The sequence below is a fragment of the Palleronia sp. LCG004 genome, from assembly GCF_032931615.1.
In the GTDB taxonomy this organism is placed as follows: domain Bacteria; phylum Pseudomonadota; class Alphaproteobacteria; order Rhodobacterales; family Rhodobacteraceae; genus Palleronia.
Window position 1 is genome coordinate 2874690 of sequence record NZ_CP136759.1, and the last position, 16371, is coordinate 2891060.

Below are 16371 nucleotides of genomic sequence, written 5' to 3' on the forward strand. Positions count from 1 at the left end.
ATCCAGGGCGCAGGTCGTGAGCGGACTCGACGAGATCCTGACGCGGGTCTTCGGCTTCGCCGATTTCCGCCCCGGCCAGCGCGAGATCGTCGAGGCGGTGGCCGGCGGCGAGGACGTGCTCGCCATCATGCCGACGGGCGGCGGCAAGTCGCTCTGCTACCAGCTTCCGGCGCTCGAGGGGACGGGGACGACGCTCGTCATCTCGCCGCTCATCGCGCTGATGCGCGACCAGGTGCGCGCGCTGAGGGCATCGGGCGTGGCGGCGGGCGCGCTCACCTCCGGCAATACCGACGAGGAGAGCGACGCGGTCTGGCGCGGGCTCGAGGATGGCAGCCTCAGGCTTCTCTACATGGCACCCGAGCGGCTCGCCTCGGGCGGGATGGAACGGGTTCTGCGGCAGTCGGGCATCGCCCGCATCGCCGTGGACGAGGCGCATTGCGTCAGCCAGTGGGGCCACGATTTCCGGCCGGACTATCTCAGGATCGGCGAGCTGCGCCGCGCGCTGGGCGTGCCGCTTGCGGCCTTCACGGCGACCGCCGACGAGGAAACCCGCGCCGAGATCGTCGAGCGGCTCTTCGGGCAGGACGCGACGCCGCGCCAGTTCCTGCGCGGCTTCGACCGGCCGAACATCCATCTGGCCTTCGCCGCCAAGGACGGGCCGCGCCGGCAGATCCTCGATTTCGCGGCTGCGCGGCGCGGTCAGCCCGGCATCGTCTATTGCGGCACGCGCGCCAAGACCGAAGGGCTCGCGCAGGCGCTCGGCCAGGCGGGACATGCCGCCTGCGCCTATCACGGCGGGATGGAATCCGACGCCAGGCGCGCCGTGGAGGAACGTTTCGCGCGCGAGGACGGCCTCGTCGTCTGCGCGACCGTGGCCTTCGGGATGGGCGTCGACAAGCCCGACATCCGCTGGGTCGCACATGCCGACCTGCCGAAGTCGATCGAGGGCTATTACCAGGAGATCGGCCGCGCGGGCCGCGACGGCGCGCCCGCCGATACGCTCACGCTCTACGGTCCCGACGACATCCGTCTGCGCCGCACCCAGATCGACGAGGGTCTCGCCCCGCCCGAGCGCAAGAGCGCCGATCACGGACGGCTCAACGCGCTTCTGGGGCTGGCCGAGGCGCTCGGATGCCGGCGGGTGCAGCTGCTGGGCTATTTCGGCGAGGCGGCCGAGCCCTGCGGAAATTGCGATCTCTGCGATCGTCCGCCCGAGACCTTCGATGCGACCGAGGCCGTGCGCATGGCGCTCTCGGCGATCCTCAGGACCGACGAGCGGTTCGGCACGGGCCATCTCATCGACATCCTGACGGGCAATCCGACCGACAAGGTGCGCGAGCGCGGGCATGACGACCTGCCGACCTTCGGCGTCGGTCGTGCGCACGACAAGCGGCACTGGCAGGCCGTGTTCCGCCAGATGATGGGCCGCGACCTGGTCCGGCCCGATGCCGAACGGCACGGCGCGCTCAGGATGACGCATGCCGCGCGGCCGATCCTGCGCGGCGAGGCGGGGATCGAGTTGCGCCGCGACGCGATCGCGCGCCGCGAGGGGCCGGTGCCGCGCGCGCTGGTCGCCGAGGAGGACGCGCCGCTTCTGTCCGCGCTGAAGGCGCAGCGGCGCGCGCTGGCCGAGGCGCAGGGCGTTCCCGCCTATGTGATCTTTGCCGACCGCACGCTGATCGAGATGGCCGAGCGCCGCCCCCGGAGCCTCGACGAGATGGCGCGGATCTCGGGCGTGGGCGCGGTGAAGCTCGACCGGTTCGGCGCGACCTTCCTCAAGGTTGTGACGGGCGAGGCCGAGGAGATGCATCCCGCGCGCCGCAAGCTCGCGGGCCGACCGCAGGGCGCGCTCTACGACCGGCTGATGGAGGCGCAGCAGCGCCTCGCGCGCGGCGTGGACGGCACCGACAAGCCGCTCAGCTGCGCGTCGAACACGCTGAGCTGGATCGCCGAGCGCAGGCCCGACTCGATCGAGGCGCTGGCACGCGCGCCAGGCCTCAGCGCGCCCAAGCTCGACCGGTTCGGCCGTGCCTTCCTCGACGCCGTCGACGAGGGTTGAGGGTCCGGCGCGCGCAGGTATGATCCCCCGCTCATCAACTCATAGGAACCGCCCATGCTGATCGTCCTGTCGCCCGCGAAGAAGCTCGACTGGGACGTGCCGCACGACGAGGTGCGGCAGCCCGCCTTCCAGGAGGAGGCCAACATCCTCGCCGGACATGCGCGGGAATTGTCGGTTGACGATCTGAAGGCGCTGATGGGGCTCAGCGACGATCTGGCGCGGCTGAACCGCGACCGGTTCCACGCGATGGACGAGGCGTCCGATGCCGACAACAGCCGCCCCGCCGCGCTGGTCTTCGCGGGCGACACCTATCAGGGGCTCGAGGCGCGCACGATGGAGCCGCACGCCATAGCTTTCGCCGAGGATCGGCTGCGGATCCTGTCGGGCCTCTACGGGTTGCTCGGGCCGCTCGATTCGATCCAGGCCTACAGGCTCGAGATGGGCTCCAGGCTCAGATCCGGGCGCGGCGGGAACCTCTATGCCTTCTGGGGCGACCGGATCGCCCGGGCACTCGACGCTCAGGCGGCGGCGATCGGGACCGATACGCTCGTCAATTGCGCGAGCCAGGAATATTTCGGCGCGGTCGATCGCAAGGCGCTGGGCCTGCGCGTGATCACGCCGCGCTTCCTCGAGGACGGACCCAAGGGGCCGCGCGTGGTCAGCTTCCATGCCAAGCGCGCGCGCGGTGCCATGGCGCGCTTCGTCTGCGAGAACCGCCTGACCGATCCCGACGCGATCACGGGCTTCGACGCTGGCGGCTACGTCCATATGCCCGAGCTGTCCGACGGGCCCGACCAGCCGGCCTTCCTCCGCCGCGCGGCCTGACCGCCCCGCACGCGGAAATGTCAGCGACGGAGGCGGGGATTGCGGTTCGCGCGCCGGGACGGCTCTGTTAGGCTCGGGAACACAACCGCTGCGGGCGCGGGCATGCCGCGCGCGACGAGCAGGGACGAAGGAGGTGCTCCATGTCGATCTTTTTTCGCGGCGTTCTCCTGGCCGTGGCGCTTCCGGGCGTGGCCCTGGCGCAATCCGCGTCCGAGGCCCCGGCCCCGAGGGTTTCCGCCACGCCGCCCACCGTAACGCCGAGCCTCCGACCAGCGGCGCGGCCCGATCCCGCACCGGCCGAGATCCCCGCCACGCCCAGCACGGCCGAGGCGCGTGCCTTCGCGGAGTGGGTCTCGCGGTTCCGGGGCCGCGCACTCACTCAGGGCGTGTCCTCGCAGGTCTTCGATGCCGCGTTCGAGGATGCGGCTTATCTGCCCGAGGTGATCGCGCGCGACCGCAATCAATCGGAATTCACCTCGACGATCTGGCAATATCTCGACCGCGCGGCTTCCGATGCCCGGGTCGAGAACGGGCGCGCGGCGCTGCGCGAACACGGCCGCATCCTCGACGCGATCGAGGCACGCTACGGCGTCGAGAAGGAGGTCGTGACGGCGGTCTGGGGGCTCGAATCGGCCTATGGCACGCGGCGGGGCGACATCGACATCGTCTCCGCGCTCGCCACGCTCGCACATGACGGGCGGCGCGGTGCCTTCTTCGAGGCGCAGCTCGTCGGCGCGCTCAAGATCGTGCAATCGGGCGACGTGGCACCGCGGCAGATGACCGGAAGCTGGGCGGGCGCGATGGGACACACGCAGTTCATCCCGACCTCCTACATCGCCTATGCGGTCGATTTTACCGGCGACGGCCGGCGCGACATCTGGAGCGACGATCCGACGGACGCGCTCGCCTCCACCGCCGCATATCTCGCGAATTTCGGCTGGGTGACCGGCCAGCCATGGGGTGTCGAGATCCGTCTGCCCGAGGGCTTCGACTATTCCCAGGCCAGCCGCCAGATCAAGCGGATGCCCTCCGACTGGGCCGCGGCAGGCGTGACCGGGATCGACGGCGCGGCCGTCGAGGATTTCGGCGAGGCGTCGATCCTGCTGCCGGCCGGGGCGTCCGGTGCCGCGTTCATGATCTTCCGCAACTTCGAAGTGATCGAGCGGTACAACGCCGCGGAGGCCTATGTCATCGGAGTGGGCCACCTGGCCGACCGCCTCGCGGGCGGGGACCCCATCGATGCCGACTGGCCGCGCGACGACCGGGCGCTGGCCTTCGCCGAACGGGTTGAGCTTCAGCGCCGACTGACCGAGGCGGGCTACAATACCAGGGGGGCCGACGGGATGATCGGGCCGCTCACCATCGGGGCGATCCGCAACTACCAGCGGGCCTCGGGCGCGATCCCCGACGGCTATGCCTCGCTGAGGCTTCTCGATACGCTGCGCTCGGACGGAAGCTGACGCTCAGCCGATCCGCCCGCGCGGGCCCGGCCCCACCTGCGCGCGGTGCAGCAGCAGATGGTCGAGCATCACCGCCGCCGCCATCGCCTCGGCCACGGGAACGGCGCGGATCCCGACGCAAGGGTCGTGGCGGCCCTTGGTGACGATCTCAGTGGGCTCGCCCGACTTGGTGATCGTGCGCCGCGTCTGCAGGATCGACGAGGTCGGCTTGACCGCAAAGCGCAGCACGATGTCCTGCCCGGTCGAGATCCCGCCCAGGATGCCGCCCGCATGGTTCGATCCGTATTCCGGGCCGTCCGGTCCCATGAAGATCTCGTCGGCATTGTCGCCGCCCGTGAGGCCGGCTGCCGCCAGCCCCTCGCCGATCTCGACGCCCTTGACGGCGTTGATGCTCATCATCGCGGCGGCAAGCTCGGTGTCGAGCTTGGCATAGATCGGCGCGCCCAGCCCTGCCGGTGCGCCGCTGATCGAAAGCTCGATCATCGCGCCGACGGACTGGCCGTCCTTGCGGATCTCGTCGAGATACTCACCCCATTCGACGGCGGCTTCCGCGTCGGGCACCCAGAACGGGTTGCGCCCGATCTCGTCCGCGTCGAACCGGGCGCGGTCGATATGCCGCGCGCCCATCTGCACCATGTAGCCGGTGATGGCGAGCCCGGGCGCGAGTTCCGCCAGCACCGCGCGCGCGACGCCGCCCGCGGCGACCCGCGCCGCCGTCTCGCGCGCCGACGACCTGCCGCCGCCGCGCGGATCGCGGATGCCGTATTTCTGCCAATAGGCGATATCGGCATGTCCGGGGCGGAATTTTTCGGCGATCTCGCCGTAATCCTTGGACCGCTGATCGGTATTCTCGATCATCAGCTGGATGGGCGTGCCGGTCGTGCGCCCCTCGTAGGTGCCCGACAGGATCCTGACCGCATCCGCCTCGCGCCGCTGCGTGGTATAGCGCGACGTGCCGGGCTTGCGGCGGTCCATCCAGACCTGGATCGCCTCCTCCGAGATCTCGATGCCCGGAGGGCAGCCGTCGACCGTCGCGCCGAGAGCCGGGCCGTGGCTTTCACCCCAGGTCGTGACGCGGAAGAGATGTCCGTAGGTATTGAGGCTCATGGCCCGGGTGTTAGCGGCCCGCCCGCCGCCGCTCAAGCGGTTTCGCCTTGCGGCACGGGGCGAAGCGGCCTAGCGTCCGGGCTACCTCGGGGTGCCCGCATGGGCTGAGATGCGCGAAATCGCGAACCCGTTGAACCTGAACCGGTTAGAACCGGCGGAGGGAAGGTCGGTCTTCGTTGCGCCACTTCTCCGTCCGGGATGGAAAGGATACGCGATGAAACCGCTCTTCGTCCTCGGCATCGGACTTCTCGGATGTCCCGCGCTCGCGCAGGATCGCCCCGTCCTCGACGTCTATACCTACGACAGCTTCGTCAGCGACTGGGGCCCAGGCCCCGCCATCGCGGAGGCGTTCGAGGCGGAATGTGGCTGCGAGCTGAACTTCACCGCACCGGGTGACGGGGCCGCGCTTCTCGCGCGTCTGCGGCTCGAAGGTGCGCGCAGCGATGCCGACGTGGTCGTGGGGCTCGATACCAACCTGATGGCGGCGGCCGGGGAAACCGGGCTCTTCGCGCCCCACGGGATTGACGACATCGCATGGGATCTGCCGGTCGAATGGAACGATCCCACCTTCCTGCCCTACGATTGGGGCTATTTCGCCTTCGTCCACGAGGCCGATTTCGACCCCCCGACAAGCTTCCGCGACCTCGCCGAGGGCGATGCCTCGATCCTGATCCAGGACCCGCGCTCCTCCACGCCGGGGCTGGGCCTCCTCCTCTGGGTCAGTGCCGCCTATGGCGACGAGGCCCCCGCCATATGGGAAGGGCTTGCCGACAACATCGTCACGGTGACGCCCGGCTGGTCCGAGGCCTACGGCCTCTTCCTCGAGGGCGAGGCCGACATGGTCCTGAGCTACACGACCTCGCCCGCCTATCACGCCATCGCCGAGGACGACGACAGCAAGCGCGCGGCCCTCTTCGACGAAGGCCACTACCTCCAGATCGAGGTCGCGGGAATGCTCGCGGGCAGCGATCAGCCCGATCTTGCGCGCGACTTCCTGCGCTTCCTCGCCGGCGACGCCGCGCAATCGGTGCTGCCCACGACCAACTGGATGTATCCCGCCCGCATCCCCGAGGAGGGCCTCCCGGAGGCCTTCGGCGATCTCGTCTCGCCGGGCACGGCGCTGCAATTCCCGCCCGGGGAGGTGCCCGCGATCCGCGACACCGCGCTCGAGGCCTGGCTCGCCGCGCTGAGCCGGTGATCCGTCCCGCGACGGTCGCGGGGGCCCTCGCGGGCGGCCTCGTCCTCACGCTGATCCTCGGCAGCATCGCGGCCGTGGCCTGGACGGCCGAACCCGGCGCCGGCCTCGGCCCGTCGGACTGGGCCGCGCTGCGCTTCACGCTCTGGCAGGCGGCGCTCTCGGCGCTCTTCAGTGTGGCACTGGCCGTGCCGGTCGCCCGCGCGCTTGCACGGCGGCGCTTTCCGGGGCGATCGCTCGTCGTCACGGCGCTGGGCGCGCCGTTCATCCTGCCGGTCATCGTGGCGATCCTGGGCCTCGTGATGATCTTCGGTCGCGGCGGCGCGCTCAACTGGGCGCTCGGGGCGCTGGGCCTGCCGCCCGTCGGGATCTACGGGGCCTGGGGCGTCGTGCTGGCCCATGTCTTCTTCAACCTGCCGCTCGCCACGCGGTTGATCCTGCAGGGTTGGCTCGACATCCCCGCCGAACGGTTCCGCCTTGCCGCATCGCTGGGGATGGCCCCGCGCGCGCTCTTCCTCCGGATCGAGGTGCCCATGCTTGTCAGGGTCGTGCCGGGGGCGGCGCTTGTCGTGTTCCTCATCTGCATCACCTCCTTCGCGGTTGCGCTGACGCTCGGGGGCGGGCCGCGTGCCACGACGGTCGAGCTTGCGATCTACCAGGCGTTCCGCTTCGATTTCGACCTCGGCCGGGCCGCGCTTCTGGCGCTCCTGCAACTCGGGATCACGGTGCTGGCCGCGCTCCTCGCGCTCGCCGTCGCGACGCCCGACGCGATGGGGGCGGGGCTCGACCGGCCGCCGCGGCGCTGGGGCAATCCGCCGGTGACCTTCGACGCGGTCGTGCTGGCCGTCGCGCTTCTTTTCCTGCTGGCCCCGATCGCGGTCCTGACCGCGCGGGGATTGCCGCAGCTGGCGGGCCTTCCGTCCGAGATCTGGTCGGCCGCGTCTCGTTCCTGTGCGGTGGCCATGGGATCTGCCGCGCTGACCATCGCGCTCGCGCTGCCCATCGCGATCGCGGTCGAGCGGATCCGCGGCGGGGCGGCCCGCGCGCTCGAGATCGCGGGAATGATGGGCATCGCGGCATCGCCCCTCGTCATCGGAACGGGGCTCTTCGTCGTGACCTTTCCGATCATCGCACCCGATCGGCTGACCCTGCCGGTCACGGGCCTCGTCAACGCGGTGATGGCGCTGCCCTTCGCGCTCCGCGTTCTCGTTCCCGCCGTCGCGCGGACCGAAGCGCAGTTCGGCCGCCTCGCCACGTCGCTGGGGATCGAGGGGGCCGCTCGGTTCCGCCTCGTGATCCTGCCGCGGATCGGGCGGCCGCTGGGTTTCGGCGCGGGTCTGGCCGCGGCGCTGTCGATGGGCGATCTCGGGGTTGTCGCGCTCTTCGCGGATGCCGACGACGCCACGCTGCCGCTGCAGCTCTACCGGCTCATGGGGGCCTACCGGATGGACGACGCGGCGGGGGCGGCGCTTCTGTTGCTCGCGCTCAGCCTTGCGGCCTTCTGGATCTTCGACAGGGGAGGGCGCGTCGATGCTCAGGCTTGAAGACCTGCTTCTCGCGCGCGGGGATTTCCTGCTGGGCGCGAGCGTCTCGATCCCTCGGGGCGCGCGCGTCGCGATCCTCGGGCCTTCGGGCGCGGGAAAATCCACGCTGCTCGACGCAATCGGCGGGTTCCTCGCGCCCGATCACGGCCGTATCCTCTGGGAGGGTCGCGACATCACCGCCGTGCCGCCCGCGGACCGGCCGGTCGCGATGATCTTTCAGGACAACAACCTCTTCCCGCATCTCACAGTCGCGCGGAACGTGGGTCTCGGGCTCAGGCCGAACGGCCGTCTCGATGCCGCCGACCGCGCCCGCGTGCTGGGCGCGCTCGCCGATGTCGGCCTCGATGGCATGGCGGAGCGTCGTCCCGCCGACCTCTCCGGCGGCCAGCAAAGCCGCGTGGCGCTGGCGCGCGTGGGCCTGCAGGATCGTCCGATCCTCCTCCTCGACGAGGCGTTCGCGGCGCTCGGCCCCGCGATGAAGCGCGAGATGATCGCGCTGGTGACCCGGTTCTGCGATGCGCGCGACCTAACGCTGCTGATGGTCACGCACGACCCCGAGGATGCGCGACGCCTCGATGGCGACATCATGGTCGTGGCGGATGGCGGCGTGAGCGCGCCCGCGCCCGCGCGCGCCACACTTGCCGATCCGCCAGCATCCCTCGCCGCCTATCTCGCGGGCTAGGGGCGGAAACGAAAAAAGCCGCCCCGGGGGGCGGCTTTCTTGGATTTCATGCCGGGGCGGTCAGTGGCCCTTGTGCTTGATCTTGCGCTTGTGCGGCGCCCAGATCCGCTTGTTCGTGAGATAGAGCAGCACCGCCAGCACGCCCAGCATCAGCACGCCGGTAAAGCCCGCCTGCTTGCGCGCTCCGAGCTTGGGCTCCGCCGTCCACATCAGGAACGCCGCGACGTCCTGCGCGGTGGATTCCAGATCGGTGGGGCTGCCATCCGCGAAGGGCACGTCGTCGCCATAGAGCGGCGGTGCCATCGCGATCCATCCGCCCGGAAACGCCTCGTTCTCGTAGAGGACGGCACCGGCTTCCTCGCGCTGCTCGCCGGTATATCCCGTGAGGAGCGAGGCGATGTATTCCGGTCCGCCCATCCCGTTGACGAGCTGGCTGATCCCGGTGCCGTAGGGCCCGTGAAAGCCCGCCCGCGCCTTCGCCATCAGGCTCAGGTCGGGCGCGTTCGACAGCGACGATTGCGGGAAATGGTCGGTCGGGATCGCGGGACGATAATCGCCCTGACCGTCCAGCAATGCCTCGTCGTAGACCTCGTAGAACTCGGCATAGGCGCGGACCTGCGGCTCGGGCAGCGCGGGGCCGCCCTCCTCACCGAGCGCACGGAACGCCACGTAGCGCAGACCGTGGCAGGCCGAGCAGACCTCGGTATAGACCTGCAACCCGCGCTGGAGCTGCATCTGGTCGTAGCTGCCGAAGGGCCCCTCGAACGAGAAGTCGAAATCGGTGACGTGCCCTTCCTCGGCGGCGAGGGCGGGACCGCCCGCCAGGCCGAGAGCCAGCATCGCGCCGAGGGTGAGTTTCCTAAGCATCATGGTCCTTTCTCACTCGGCCGGGTTCACGACGGTCGTGGTCCCGCCCGTGTTCGGTGCGTAATGGCGCGCGTAGTCTTCCTCGATCGTGCCGGGCCGGGCCAGCGGCTTCTCGAAGACGCCGAGAAGCGGCAGGACGATCAGGAAGTAACCGAACCAGTAGGCCGCCGCGATCAGCGAGATCGAGGCATAGGGCTCCTCCGCCGGCATCGCGCCGACCCACATCAGGACGAAGAAGTCGACGACGAGGCCCGCGAAGAACCACTTGAACATCGGCCGGTACCGGCCCGAGCGCACCGACGACGTGTCGAGCCAGGGGGCCAGCGCCATGACGAGGATCGCGCCGAACATGGCCAGCACGCCGAAGAACTTGGCATCCACGATGCCGCCGGTCACGAAGCTCGCGATCTGCACGACCCACACCTCGGAGGTGAAGGCCCGCAGGATCGCGTAGAACGGCAGGAAGTACCATTCGGGCACGATATGCGCCGGCGTCGCGAGGGAGTTCGCCTCGATGTAGTTGTCGGGGTGGCCGAGGTAGTTCGGCATGAAGCCCACGATCGCGAAGAACACGACCAGGATCACGGCGAGCGCGAAGAGGTCCTTGATCACGAAATAGGGCCAGAAGGGCAGGGTGTCCTTGCGGGCCTCCTCCTTCGAGGTGCGCCGCACCTCGACCCCGGTGGGGTTGTTGTTGCCCGTCGTGTGGAAGGCCCAGATATGCACGACCGTCAGCCCGACGAGGATCATCGGCATCAGGTAGTGCAGCGAGAAGAACCGCGTCAGGGTGTAGCCGCCGACCGCCGGTCCGCCCAGAAGCCAGGTCTGCAGGCTTTCGCCCACGAAGGGGATCGCGCCGAAGAGGCCGGTGATGACCGTGGCGCCCCAGAACGACATCTGGCCCCAGGGAAGGACGTAGCCCATGAAGGCCGTGCCCATCATCAGCAGGTACATCAGGATGCCGATGATCCAGGTGACCTCGCGCGGCTCCTTGTAGTTGCCGTAATAGAGCGAGCGGAAGATATGCGCATAGACGGCCACGAAGAACAGCGACGCGCCGTTCGCGTGCATGTAGCGCAGCATGAACCCGCCGTTCACGTCGCGCATGATGTGCTCGACGGAGGCGAAGGCCTGCTCGGTCGAGGGGATGTAGTGCATGACGAGCACCACGCCCGTGGCGATCTGCAGGACCAGCGTGAAGGTCAGGATGATGCCCCAGATCCACATCCAGTTGAGGTTCTTGGGCGTCGGGATCATCAGTGTGTCGTAAAGCAGCCCGACGACGGGAAGCCGCTTGTGCAGCCAGCGCTCGCCGCCCGTGTTCGGCGTGTAGTGATCGTGGGGAATTCCGGCCATCTCGAAAGCTCCTTATCCCAGAACGATGGTTGTTTCGCCGTCGAACGCCGCGACCGGCACCGGCAGGTTCTGAGGCGCGGGACCGCGGCGGATGCGGCCGGCCGTGTCGTAGTGGCTGCCGTGGCAGGGGCAGAACCAGCCGTTGAAATCGCCGGCATTGCCGAGTGGCACACAGCCCAGATGCGTGCAGACGCCCATCATCACGAGCCATTCCTCGGAGCCTTCGCCGCTCGGCGGGGCGAGGGCGCGGTTCGGATCGGTGGCCGGGGCCTGGTCCTCGATATTGGCGTTGCGCGCGATCGGATCGGGCAGCGTGCTCACGTCGACGGCGTTCGCCTCCTCGATCTCCTCGGGGGTGCGGCGGCGGATGAAGACCGGCTTGCCGAGCCATTGCACCGTCAGCTGCGTGCCGGGTTCGACACCGCCCACGTCGACGCGGATCGACGACAGGGCCTGGACGTCGGCCGAAGGGTTCATCTGATTGACGAGCGGCCAGATCGCGGCCCCCGCGACGACGGCACCGGCACCGGCGGTCGCGTAGAAGATGAAATCGCGGCGGGTCGTGCCGGTATGATCGTCAGCGTGGGACACGGGAATGTCGCTCCTCTCTGTCAGCGGCCCGACGAGTATAGGGGGACGGGCGATTCGCGCAAAGCCGGACGGCGGCCGGCCGCTTTCGGCGGTGTCTATCGACTAGATGCCCGGGGGTCCAGCGGACAAAGCGGCGCATTCCGCGGGCTTGTGGCCCGTCTGCACCGCCTCTGTGGCGCTCAAGCGGCGCTCGCCTCCGCGATCGCGGCACCGCTCCACCGCGTCAGGAGACAGTCGAGCGTCGCCTTCGAGACGGGCTTCGTCACGACCTCGTCCATGCCCGCCCGCAGGCAGAGCTGCCGGTCCTCGTCGAAGGCATGCGCGGTGATGCCGATGATCGGCACGTGGGCCAGGTTCAGCTGCCGTTCCCGTGCCCGGATCCGCGCGGTCGCCTCGAGCCCGTCCATCCGCGGCATCGCGACGTCCATCAGGATATGCGTGAAGTTCTGCGCCTCGACCTCGTTGCAGGCGGCGACGCCGTCGGCGGCCTCGACGATCGTCGCTGCCCGCCCGCCGAGGAGCCGTTTGAGCACCAGGCGGTTCGTGCCGCTGTCGTCGACGACGAGGATCCGCCCCGCCTCGACCGGAACGGCAACGGGCCGCGTTGCGCCGTCCTCGGCCTCGGCCGCCCGCGGTACCGGATCGGCGAGCCATCGGCCCAGTGCCGCGCGGCGCAGCGGTCGCGGCGCGCGCGTCTCCGCGGGCAGGTCGGCGGTGCCGGTCGCGTCCTCGTCCGGCGCGACGATCCGCAGGACCGGCCGGTTCCACGCGCCACCCGCCGGCAGCTCCGCGCCGCGCCCCAGCACCACGCCCCGCACCTCCGCCGGCAGGACCGCGGCCCCCGGTGCCACGACGACCGGCCGCGCATCCGCCTCGCGCAGCATATCGATCAGGATCGCGCGCTCCACCTCGTCGGGGGCCAGAACGGCGATCGCGGCACCCGCGCCGGGTGCGGCCTCCCTCTCGGGCATCCAGTGCTCGCAGGGCAGCGAGAAGGTGTAGGTCGATCCGCCCTCGGCGCGGGGACGGACCGTGACCGCGCCCTGCAGATGTCCCGCCAGCATCCCCGCGATCGCGAGGCAGAGCCGCGATCCGTCCTGCCGCTGGGCCTGTGCCCGGCCCGCGCGCCCGAATGCGCCGTCGGCCGCGCGCTCGCCCCCGTCGGCACCCATGTCGTGGACGTGCAGGGTCATCCCCCTCGTCGCGCCACCGCCATCGCCCAGTTCCACGATGACATGACCCGCATCGGTCGACCGGATCGCCCCGTTCACCAGGTGGGTGACGATCTTGCGGATCCCGTCGCCGTCGCCGACGATGCCCGAAGGCGCGCCCGGCGCGACCTTCAGATGCAGCCCCAGCCTGCGCCCCTCGGCATGGCCCGCGACGCCCGCGACGACCTCCTCGAGCAGGTCGCGCAGGTCGACCCGCTCGGTCACCTGCATCTCGGCCGACTGGTCGAGCTTCGACATGCTCAGGATGTCGTTCAGGATCGTCATCAGCGCGTGGCCCGACGACCGGATGACCCAGACGCAATCGCTCTGGTCGGGGGTCATCTCGGTCTCGGCCAGCGCCTCGGCCATTCCGAGCACGCCGTTGAGCGGCGTCCGCAGCTCGTGGTTCATCATGGCGAAGAAGCGCGACTTGCTTCGCGTGGCCTCCTCGGCCAGGTCGCGCGCCCGGATGAGCGCGGCATTGGCCTCGAGCGCCTCCGCGTTGGCGACCCGCAATTCCCGGGTCAGCCGTTTCAGCCGCGCCGCCTCGGCAAGTTGCCGGCGCAGCGACAGACGGTCGACGACCAGCGCGCTGGTGCCGCCCAGCAGCACGACCATCACTGCGCCGAAGATCGCCCGCGAAAGCCAGGGCGCGCTGCCCATCGCGCCCTGGCTTTCGCCGAGCGGGACAAGTGTCAGAGCGGTCATTCCCAGGAAATGCAGGCACACGATCGAGAGCGAGTAATACCCCGCCCCGACAAAGATCTTGCCCAGCCCCTCGCGGTTCGTGAAGGCGCGCATGGCCCCGTAATTGGCGATCACGCCGCCGATGATCGACATGACGACGTAGGACGGCTGCCAGAGAAGAAGGGCGCTCTCGCGGAAGGCCTGCACGCCGGTGTAATGCATCCCCGTCGCGGCGAGCGTCAGCGCCACGGCGGCCAGCAGCGCGCTCCGCCGGGAAGTCGACATCCCCAGCACGGCCAGCGTCGCCCCCGCATGAAGCGCGACGGGCATCGCGATCGACGCGATCGTCCAGCCGACCGAGATCCGCCGGTCGAGCCCATCGACATAGCCCAGCATCGCGACGAAATGCGTGGCCCAGACCGAGCAGGTGAGCGTCAGCACGGCGAGCGCGAAGAGCGTCCAGCGACGCAGGCGTCCCGGCGATTTCAGGATCTGCCGCCAGAGCGCGAAGGTGACGTTCGCCCCCAGCGCGCAGAGCAGCACCGCAGCCGCGAGATTCCGGATATCATGATCGTAGGCGATGCATGAATAGATGTTGGAAAACCATGACATGGGAGGGCTCCGGTCCGTTCGGTTCCCGAACTAGGATCCCAGGATTTCCAAATGATGAATTGCCGTGCCGACCCGCCGCCCGGTGCCGCGCGGCGGATCGTCGCGGTCAGAGCGCCTTGCAGAGCCTCAGCGCGTCGTAGATCGCCGCATGCGTGTTGCGCGAGGCGACCGCGTCGCCGATCCGGAACAGCTGAAAGCTGCCCTCCGGATTGCGCACGACGCCTTGCGGGCGGCCCTCGACGAAGGCGTCGTAATCGATCTCCCCCAGATTGCTCGATCGGGGGCGCAGGTCGAAATAGACGTCGTCGAGCGGTCGCGTCCCGTGATTGACCACGACCTGATCGACACGCCGCTCGCGGCTGGCCCCGTTATAGTCGCTGCCGATCGTCGCGCGCAGCCTGTTGCCGTCCCGTTCCACCGCATCGAGCCGCCAGGTCACCGTGATCGTCACGTCGTGCTTCTGCAGGACCCGCATCGCGGGGACGAGCGACATGTTCATCACCTCGTTCGAAAAGGCCCGGTCGCGCGTCATCAGCTCGACCTTCGCGCCTGTCTCGGCGATCTTCTCGGCCGCCTGCAGTGCCGCGTAATCGCCCGCATCGTCGTAGATCAGCACGTTCTCGCCCGGCCGCGCATCGCCCGACAGGATGTCCCAGGCCGACACGACCAGCGCGTCGCCCGACCTCAGGATCTCGGTATGCGGCATGCCGCCCGTGGCGATCACCACCACGTCCGGGGCCGCGTCGCGGATCGTCTCGTCGTCGGCGAAGCTGTTGAAATGGAACGTCACGCCCATCCGCTCGCATTCCTCGAACCGCCACTGGATCAGCTGGATCATCTCGTGGCGGCGGGGCGATTGCGCGGTCAGCCGCACCTGGCCGCCCGGATCGTTCGCCGCCTCGTGCACGATCACCTCGTGGCCGCGCGCGGCCGCGACCCGCGCGGCCTCGAGCCCCGCGGGGCCCGCGCCCACCACCACGACCCTGCGCTTCGTCGCGGCCTCCTCGATGACATGCGGCTGCTCGAGCTCGCGCCCCGTCGCGGGGTTGTGCACGCAGAGCGCCGATCCCCCCTGATAGATCCGGTCGAGGCAGTAATTCGCCCCCACGCAGGGCCGGATGCGGTCCTCCTCGCCGCGCATGATCTTCGCCACGATATGCGGGTCCGCCATATGCGCCCGCGTCATCCCCACCATGTCGAGCTTGCCCTCCGCGATCGCGTGGCGGGCGGTGGCCACGTCCTGGATCTTGGCGGCGTGGAAGGTGGGGAAGTCGGTCGCCGCGCGGATCTCGCCCGCGAAGTCGAGATGCGGCGCGCTGCGCATGCCCTGCACCGGGATGATGTCGGTCAGCCCCGCATCCGTCGTCATGTGCCCCCGCACGACGTTGAGGAAATCGACGAGGCCGCTCTCCTTCAGCCGTCGCGAGATCTCGAATCCGTCATCGCGGCTGAGCCCGCCTTCGAGGATCTCGTCCCCGGTATAGCGGATCCCGATGAGGAAATCGGGCCCCACACGCGCACGCATCGCCTCGAGCACCGCGAACGGCATCTTCAGCCGCGCGTCCAGATCCCCGCCCCACGGCGCGTCGAGATCGTTGGTCAGCGGCGACCAGAACTGGTCGAGCAGATGCCCGTAGGCGTTGACCTCGACCCCGTCGAGGCCTGCGACCTTCATCCGCTCGGCCGCATCGGCGTAGTCGGAGATGATCCGCTCGATGTCCCAATCCTCGGCCTTCTTGCAGAAATGCCGGTGCGCGGGCTCGCGCTCGTGGCTGGCCGAGACCGTGGGCAGCCAGTCGTTGTCGTCCCAGCGGCCCCGCCGTCCCATGTGGGTCAGCTGGATCATCACCGCGCAGCCGTGATCGTGGCACTCGTCGGTCAGGGCCTTCATCCAGCCCGTCACCTCGTCCTTCCAGGCGTCGATATTGCCGAAGGCCTGCGGGCTGTCGCGCGAGACGTTGGCCGAGCCCGCCGTCATGGTCAGCGCGACGCCGCCCCGCGCGCGCTCGGCGTGATAGGCGCGATAGCGGTCCTTGGGCATCCCCTCCTCGGTATAGGCGGGCTCGTGGCTCGATAGCATCAGCCGGTTCTTCAGGCGCAGATGCTTGAGGTCGTAGGGCTGGAGGAGCGGGTCGTTCTGCATGGCGCGGATCTCCTGTGGCGTCGGGCATGCCG

12 protein-coding genes and 1 riboswitch are annotated in these 16371 nt (G+C 69.6%); of the genes, 6 read left to right on the forward strand and 6 right to left on the reverse strand.

Annotated features, from left to right (window positions below):
* Nucleotides 1-16: 16 nt before the first annotated feature.
* From recQ to RVY76_RS14075, 3 genes are all read left to right on the forward strand, one after another.
* Nucleotides 17-2059 carry a DNA helicase RecQ gene (gene recQ / locus RVY76_RS14065; RefSeq protein WP_317374813.1) on the forward strand — a complete coding sequence of 681 codons (2043 nt, stop codon included), beginning with the start codon at nt 17-19 and terminating at the stop codon, nt 2057-2059.
* Nucleotides 2060-2113: 54 nt separating this feature from the next.
* On the forward strand, nt 2114-2884 hold the full coding sequence (gene yaaA / locus RVY76_RS14070; protein ID WP_317374814.1) for a peroxide stress protein YaaA: 771 nt from the start codon (nt 2114-2116) through the stop codon (nt 2882-2884).
* Between the two features lie 140 nt (nt 2885-3024).
* On the forward strand, nt 3025-4344 hold the full coding sequence (locus tag RVY76_RS14075; protein WP_317374815.1) for a lytic murein transglycosylase: 1320 nt from the start codon (nt 3025-3027) through the stop codon (nt 4342-4344).
* Between the two features lie 3 nt (nt 4345-4347).
* Here the strand turns inward: RVY76_RS14075 and aroC are convergent, their stop codons facing one another.
* Nucleotides 4348-5451 (reverse strand): chorismate synthase, encoded by a 1104-nt coding sequence (gene aroC / locus RVY76_RS14080; RefSeq protein ID WP_317374816.1) that lies wholly within the window; start codon nt 5449-5451, stop codon nt 4348-4350.
* A gap of 77 nt (nt 5452-5528) precedes the next feature.
* Nucleotides 5529-5631, forward strand: a riboswitch (TPP riboswitch).
* Between the two features lie 34 nt (nt 5632-5665).
* Here aroC and thiB point away from each other — a divergent pair.
* Genes thiB through RVY76_RS14095 form a run of 3 tightly spaced genes read left to right on the forward strand, consistent with a single transcriptional unit; the run spans nt 5666 to nt 8872 of the window.
* Entirely contained in the window at nt 5666-6649 is a 984-nt protein-coding gene (gene thiB / locus RVY76_RS14085) for a thiamine ABC transporter substrate binding subunit (RefSeq protein WP_317374817.1), read from the forward strand.
* Entirely contained in the window at nt 6625-8190 is a 1566-nt protein-coding gene (locus tag RVY76_RS14090) for a thiamine/thiamine pyrophosphate ABC transporter permease ThiP (RefSeq protein ID WP_410796035.1), read from the forward strand. The genes thiB and RVY76_RS14090 overlap by 25 nt, the downstream gene beginning before the upstream one ends.
* Nucleotides 8177-8872 (forward strand): ATP-binding cassette domain-containing protein, encoded by a 696-nt coding sequence (locus RVY76_RS14095; protein WP_317374820.1) that lies wholly within the window; start codon nt 8177-8179, stop codon nt 8870-8872. Before RVY76_RS14090 ends, RVY76_RS14095 begins: the two co-directional genes overlap by 14 nt.
* A gap of 60 nt (nt 8873-8932) precedes the next feature.
* Here the strand turns inward: RVY76_RS14095 and RVY76_RS14100 are convergent, their stop codons facing one another.
* The 5 genes from RVY76_RS14100 to RVY76_RS14120 form a co-directional block, all read right to left on the reverse strand.
* Complete coding sequence (locus RVY76_RS14100) at nt 8933-9739, reverse strand: cytochrome c1 (RefSeq protein ID WP_317376781.1); 807 nt, start codon at nt 9737-9739, stop codon at nt 8933-8935.
* A gap of 12 nt (nt 9740-9751) precedes the next feature.
* A complete protein-coding gene (locus tag RVY76_RS14105) occupies nt 9752-11095 on the reverse strand; it encodes a cytochrome b (protein WP_317374821.1) in 1344 nt (447 codons plus the stop codon).
* A 12-nt stretch (nt 11096-11107) separates the two neighbouring features.
* Nucleotides 11108-11686 carry a ubiquinol-cytochrome c reductase iron-sulfur subunit gene (gene petA / locus RVY76_RS14110; RefSeq protein ID WP_317374823.1) on the reverse strand — a complete coding sequence of 193 codons (579 nt, stop codon included), beginning with the start codon at nt 11684-11686 and terminating at the stop codon, nt 11108-11110.
* A gap of 179 nt (nt 11687-11865) precedes the next feature.
* The gene (locus tag RVY76_RS14115) at nt 11866-14196 is read right to left on the reverse strand and encodes a response regulator (RefSeq protein ID WP_317374824.1); all 2331 of its coding nucleotides are present in this window, start codon (nt 14194-14196) and stop codon (nt 11866-11868) included.
* 106 nt (nt 14197-14302) lie between these two features.
* The gene (locus RVY76_RS14120; protein ID WP_317374826.1) at nt 14303-16339 is read right to left on the reverse strand and encodes an NADH:flavin oxidoreductase; all 2037 of its coding nucleotides are present in this window, start codon (nt 16337-16339) and stop codon (nt 14303-14305) included.
* Nucleotides 16340-16371: the final 32 nt, after the last annotated feature.

What these genes read in the sequence shown, in the direction of transcription:
- yaaA (WP_317374814.1), top strand. Translation starts at nt 2,114, where the DNA reads ATGCTGATCGTCCTGTCGCCCGCGAAGAAGCTCGACTGGGACGTGCCG.
- RVY76_RS14075 (WP_317374815.1), top strand. Translation starts at nt 3,025, where the DNA reads ATGTCGATCTTTTTTCGCGGCGTTCTCCTGGCCGTGGCGCTTCCGGGC.
- aroC (WP_317374816.1), bottom strand. Translation starts at nt 5,451, where the DNA reads ATGAGCCTCAATACCTACGGACATCTCTTCCGCGTCACGACCTGGGGT.
- thiB (WP_317374817.1), top strand. Translation starts at nt 5,666, where the DNA reads ATGAAACCGCTCTTCGTCCTCGGCATCGGACTTCTCGGATGTCCCGCG.
- RVY76_RS14095 (WP_317374820.1), top strand. Translation starts at nt 8,177, where the DNA reads ATGCTCAGGCTTGAAGACCTGCTTCTCGCGCGCGGGGATTTCCTGCTG.
- RVY76_RS14100 (WP_317376781.1), bottom strand. Translation starts at nt 9,739, where the DNA reads ATGCTTAGGAAACTCACCCTCGGCGCGATGCTGGCTCTCGGCCTGGCG.
- RVY76_RS14105 (WP_317374821.1), bottom strand. Translation starts at nt 11,095, where the DNA reads ATGGCCGGAATTCCCCACGATCACTACACGCCGAACACGGGCGGCGAG.
- RVY76_RS14115 (WP_317374824.1), bottom strand. Translation starts at nt 14,196, where the DNA reads ATGTCATGGTTTTCCAACATCTATTCATGCATCGCCTACGATCATGAT.
- RVY76_RS14120 (WP_317374826.1), bottom strand. Translation starts at nt 16,339, where the DNA reads ATGCAGAACGACCCGCTCCTCCAGCCCTACGACCTCAAGCATCTGCGC.